The 4,929-nt window shown below is 67.7% G+C and carries 6 protein-coding genes; 2 read left to right on the top strand and 4 right to left on the bottom strand.

What is annotated here, in order from left to right; translation table 11 throughout:
* Window positions 1-665, top strand: a 665-nt coding sequence (locus ACIQ3R_RS15275; RefSeq protein ID WP_397419718.1) for a glycosyltransferase, incomplete at its 5' end; no start/stop codon positions are given.
* Here the strand turns inward: ACIQ3R_RS15275 and ACIQ3R_RS15270 are convergent.
* From ACIQ3R_RS15270 to ACIQ3R_RS15255, 4 genes are read right to left on the bottom strand one after another with little or no spacing between them, the layout of a single operon-like run.
* The gene (locus tag ACIQ3R_RS15270; protein ID WP_397419717.1) at window positions 666-989 is read right to left on the bottom strand and encodes a peptidase inhibitor I78; all 324 of its coding nucleotides are present in this window, start codon (window positions 987-989) and stop codon (window positions 666-668) included. It lies immediately after the preceding gene.
* On the bottom strand, window positions 986-1,444 hold the full coding sequence (locus ACIQ3R_RS15265) for a DNA polymerase III subunit chi (protein WP_397419716.1): 459 nt from the start codon (window positions 1,442-1,444) through the stop codon (window positions 986-988). Before ACIQ3R_RS15265 ends, ACIQ3R_RS15270 begins: the two co-directional genes overlap by 4 nt.
* Window positions 1,437-2,126 carry a hypothetical protein gene (locus ACIQ3R_RS15260; protein WP_397419715.1) on the bottom strand — a complete coding sequence of 230 codons (690 nt, stop codon included), beginning with the start codon at window positions 2,124-2,126 and terminating at the stop codon, window positions 1,437-1,439. The genes ACIQ3R_RS15265 and ACIQ3R_RS15260 overlap by 8 nt, the downstream gene beginning before the upstream one ends.
* Window positions 2,127-2,133: 7 nt before the next feature.
* Window positions 2,134-3,573: a leucyl aminopeptidase gene (locus tag ACIQ3R_RS15255; RefSeq protein ID WP_397419714.1), complete on the bottom strand. Its 1,440-nt coding sequence runs from the start codon at window positions 3,571-3,573 to the stop codon at window positions 2,134-2,136.
* Between the two features lie 129 nt (window positions 3,574-3,702).
* On the opposite strand from ACIQ3R_RS15255, the gene lptF reads away from it, so the two are divergent.
* Window positions 3,703-4,842 (top strand): LPS export ABC transporter permease LptF, encoded by a 1,140-nt coding sequence (gene lptF, locus ACIQ3R_RS15250; protein ID WP_397419713.1) that lies wholly within the window; start codon window positions 3,703-3,705, stop codon window positions 4,840-4,842.
* The last annotated feature ends 87 nt before the right edge of the window (window positions 4,843-4,929 follow it).

The raw sequence follows: 4,929 nt of genomic DNA, 5'->3' as shown, positions 1-4,929 counted from the left end.
ACGAGGGAATCGACACCGCCGCCATCACACCCGGCCCGGCCGAGCCGTTCATCCTCGACGACGGGCGGGTGATCGCGCCCGGAACCCCGGTGATCACCCACGTCAACAATCACCTGGAGCCGCTCCGGGGGCTGCACATCCTGGCCCGCGCCCTGCCGCGCCTGCTGGCGGAGGTTCCCGACGCCCAGGTGATCATTGTCGGCGACGACGCTCGCCGGAACTACGGCGCCCCGCCCCCGGATGGCCGCTCCTGGAAAGAGATCGCCTTCGACGGCTTGGCTATCGACCCGGCCCGGGTTCATTTCGTCGGCCGCGTCAGTCACGCACGGATGCTCGCGGCGCTCCGGCTCGGCTGCGCGCACGTCTACTACACCTATCCCTTCGTACTCTCCTGGTCGCTGGTCGAAGCGATGGCCTCGGGCTGCTACGTCATCGGCTCCGACACCGGCCCGGTGCGCGACGCAATTACCAACGACGTGAACGGTCGCCTGCTGCCTTTCTTCGATCACGAGGCCTTGTCAGAAGTCCTGATTTCCGCCTGCCGCGACCCAAAGGCGGCGGCGGCCCTGCGGGCGGCGGCGCGACGAACGGCCGTCGATCACTTCGACCGCGCAAAGGGCCGAGACGCCTGGATCGCCCTGTTGGCCGAACTCGGCGTCGCCTGATCAGCCGCAGCTGATCGACTCGATCCGCCCGGTCTCGGCGTTGAACAGGAAGTTCAATCGATCCGGCTGATGGTCCATCGTTGCAGGACAGGTCGTGCACATCACCCGCCGCTGCTCCGGACGCACGGGCACCGGAATCTCGGTCCGCAGCCGTCCGATAAGGTGCTGATGCTCCAACGCGCCACAAGTGTCTGGCGGCGGCGCAGGGGCTGGCGGCGGCGGCGGCGCCACGACGAGCGGCGGCGGCGGCGGGGCTGGATCCGGCGTCGAACTGCAACCGACAAGGACGAGCCCTGCAATGGCCGCTAGGATCGGAAGCCTCATGACTGCTTCTCCCAGCCGGCGTCGGTCTGCCGCCAGAAGGCGCGCGGCAGGTTCCGGGCGGTCACATCCCGCCACTGCGCGCGAGCGATCTCCACCGCCGCCTCGTCAGCGCCTTCGAACATCACCAGACATCGGACATAACCGGTCAGGTCCCCGGGCTCGACACCGTCCAGGCAGAACAACGCTTGCGCGCCGTTAGGATTGTCTGCGCCGGTGGTCAGCAGGATCGGGTGACGGGCTTCCTGCGGATCCTGAGCCTTTCCGTGGGGAAGGAAGCTATCGTCGCGCCAGGTCCAGAGATAGTCGTCCAGGGCGGCGACCCGCGCCGCGTCCCGCGTCCGAACCACCGCCCGCCAGCCGCGCTGAAGCGTTCGCTCCAGCAGTCCGGGCAGGGCCCGCTCCAGGCTGGTCTGCTCCAGCCTGTAGAACCACACTTCGCAGGCCCCATCAGCCATGCGTCAACCGCTCCACAAGACCGTGGATCGCACCGCCGACTGCTTCCGGGTGGGTCAGCATAGCGAGATGATGCAGCGGAAGCCGCACCACTGGCCAGCCCTGCCGCACCGCCTGGCGCCCCTCCTCATCATACGCCCCGCTGAGTTGCAGGAATGCGGCCGGCGAGGACAGCGTCGCCGGCGGCGCGCGCTCTTCCAGGAAACCCAGCGGAATCGGCGCCAGCTCATCGACCAAAGCGGCCAGCCGGGTGGCGTCGGGCACAAGCCGCGCCAACGCGCCTGGCGGCCACCAGCGATCCCACGGCGGCAGCAGGCCGAACTCCACCCCGCTGCGCAGCTGCCCGGCCAGGTTCGGCGGCGCGGTCTCCATCCAGCTCCGCCCGGGATGCGGGAAAATGGCGTCCACAAGGACCACGCCGCTCGACCGGTCGTCCAGCGCCTCGACGAGGGCCGCCGTCAGAGCGCCGGCGCCGCTGTGGGCGACCAGAACCCAAGGCTCCTCGCCGTCCAAGGCCGCCGCCACGCCCGAGATCAACGCAGGATAGAAGTCGGAGTCGATCTCTTCGAGCGCGGGCCAGCTTGGCGCGGACACCGCGTGGCCCTGGCCGGCCAACACCGCGCCGACCCCGCCCCAGCACGCCGGCCCCACCAGGGGACTGTGAAGGAGCGCAATCCGCGCCACGTCCGACCTAGTCCTCGTAGTGGTCGGCCACCAGCCGGTTCAGCAGCCGCACGCCATAGCCCACCGCCCCATCCGGGACCGTCGGCACAGTCGAAGGCTTCTTCCAGGCGGTGTTCGCGATATCCAGGTGCGCCCAGGGCACGCCGTTGACGAACCGCTTGAGGAACAGCGCCGCCGTGATTGAGCCGCCGGGACGGCCGCCGGTGTTCTTCATGTCGGCGATCATCGAGTCGATCTGCTTGTTGTAGGCGTCCGGCAGCGGCATTCGCCACATACCCTCGTCCTCGGCCTTGGCGGCGTCGAGGATGCGGCCCGCCAGCGCGTCGTCGTTGGAGAAGCAGCCGGCCATGTCGTTGCCGAGCGAAATGATGATCGCGCCGGTCAAAGTGGCGAGGTCGATCATGAACTTCGGCTTGAAGCGGTCCTGGCAGTACCAGAGCGCATCGGCGAGCACGAGGCGGCCCTCGGCGTCGGTGTTAATCACCTCGATGGTCTGGCCCGACATCGAGGTCAGGACGTCGCCCGGCCGGTAGGCGTTCCCATCCGGCATGTTCTCGACAAGGCCCAGGATGCCCACGGCGTTCACCTTGGCCTTGCGCCCGGCCAGGGCGTGCATCAGGCCCGCCACCGCGCCCGCGCCGCCCATGTCCCACTTCATGTCTTCCATGCCGTCGGCCGGCTTGATGGAGATGCCGCCGGTGTCGAAGCACACGCCCTTGCCGATGAAGGCCACCGGCTGGGCGGCGGGATCGGCGGCGCCGTTCCAGCGGATCACCACCAGCTGGCTCTCCCGGATGCTGCCCTGACCCACGGCCAGGAGCGAACCCATGCCGAGGCGGGTCATTTCCTCCTGACCCAACACCTCAACGACCAGGCCCAAGGCCTCCAGCGCCTTCACCCGCGCGGCGAACTCGACGGGGAACAGCACATTCGGCGGTTCAGAAACCAGGTCGCGGGTGAAGATCACGCCATCGCCGATCGCCGAAAGTGTTGCGAACACCGCCCGCGCCGCATCCACATCATCCGCCACGACCTGCACAGAGCTGATCGAAGGCTTCTTCTCGGCAGGTTCCTTGGTGCGGTAGCGGTCGAAGCGATAACTCGCCAGCTTCACGCCCAGCGCCCCGTCGGCGGCGCGCGCGCCGAGGCCCTCGATCCTCAGCGCGGCGAGTCCCGACGCCTTCACCGCATTATACGCCGCGGCGGCGGCATGCTCGGCTGCCGTCGTGTCAAACGCGTCGCGCTTGCCGGCGCCAACCAAAACCAGTCGGTCGGCCGCGACGCCGTCTGGGGCCAGGATATCCAGGGTCTGGCCCTTCTTGCCGGTGAACCGGCTGGCGGCCAGCGCGCGGGCCAGCCCCTCGGGCGCCTCGCCTTCGAACACGATCCGGGCGATGGCGGCCTTGGCGGGCGCGGCGTCTGCTGCCGCGGCGAACACGAATTCCATGTTTCTTGCGTCTCTCTTGTCTCGTCTCGGGTGCGCGCCCGGTCCGGTTGTGCGGGGCCGCGACGCATGATTTAGAACAGGTCCGCCGGCGGGGCGCGCCCAAACTCTGTTCTAGGCCATATTTCCACGATGCGCCTGATCGACCGCTATCTGTTGCGCCAACTTGTCGGCCCCGTGTTGCTGGCCGCAACCGCGCTGACGTCAGTCGCACTCCTGAGTCAGAGCCTCGCGGGCCTCGACCTGATCGTGAACCAGCGCCAGAGCGCGCTCGTGTTCCTCAAGGTGACGCTGCTCTACATGCCGCAGCTGATCAATTTGATCCTCCCGATCGCGGTGTTCGTGGCCGCCTTGATCGCGCTCAATCGGCTCCATACCGAGCAGGAGATCGTCGTCTGCTTCGCGGGCGGAATGAGCCGCTGGCGGGTCATTTCGCCGGCCATGCGCCTCGCCGCCACAGTTGCGCTCCTGGCATTGATCCTGAACGTGTTTGTCCAGCCCGCCGCCTTCCGCGAGCTCCGGGCGGAACTGTTCAATGTCCGGACAGACCTTGCAGCCACCCTGGTGCGCGAGGGCGAATTCACCGAGCCCGCGCCGGGCCTGACGGTCTACGCCCAGAGCGTCGATGGCCAGGGCAACCTGCGCAACCTGTTCATCCATCAGGTCCGACCCGACGGCGCCACCACCACCTACACCGCCGAAACAGGCCGCATCGGCCGCGCCCAAGGCCGTCCAGTCCTGTTCATGAGCAATGGCTCCAACCAGGAATTCTCCAGTCAGGGGGTACTGAATTACCTCACATTCCGAGAATATATCTTTGATCTAGAACCACTTTCCAACGCGGACGAGCTGATCCACTTCAAGCCCTCGGACCGCTGGCTGCACGAGTTGTTCTTCCCGGATCTCGAGCAGGATTGGGAACGCCGCAATCAGCTGGGGCTGCTGGCGGAGGGGCACGCGCGGCTTGCGTCACCCATCTACAACATCGCGTTCATGGCGCTGGCGCTGAACGCGATCCTTGGCGGGGGATTCTCGCGACTGGGCTATGGCCGCAGGATCGCCGCCACCAGCGCCATCGCGGCCCTGATCCGCCTGGCGGGCTTTCAGGTTCAGTCGGCCTGCGAGGATGAGGCCTGGCTCAACGTCCTGCAGTACGCGATCCCGCTCGCCGCCACGGCCTTTGCGCTGGCCCGCATTCTGAGGTCCCGGATCAGCGGACGGATTCCTCTCCAGCCCGGACCCCGCTGGCCGCGTCGTGAGGTCCGCGCGTGACCGGCTTCGGACGCATTGAACGCTATGTGATCGGCCACCTGCTGCTGGGCGTCATCGCCGCGCTGGCGATCATTTCCTCTGTCGTGG

Origin of the sequence: Phenylobacterium sp. (assembly GCF_044371015.1) — a bacterium.
In the GTDB taxonomy this organism is placed as follows: Bacteria; Pseudomonadota; Alphaproteobacteria; order Caulobacterales; family Caulobacteraceae; genus Phenylobacterium.
This window is presented reverse-complemented; position numbering and strand designations above follow the sequence as displayed.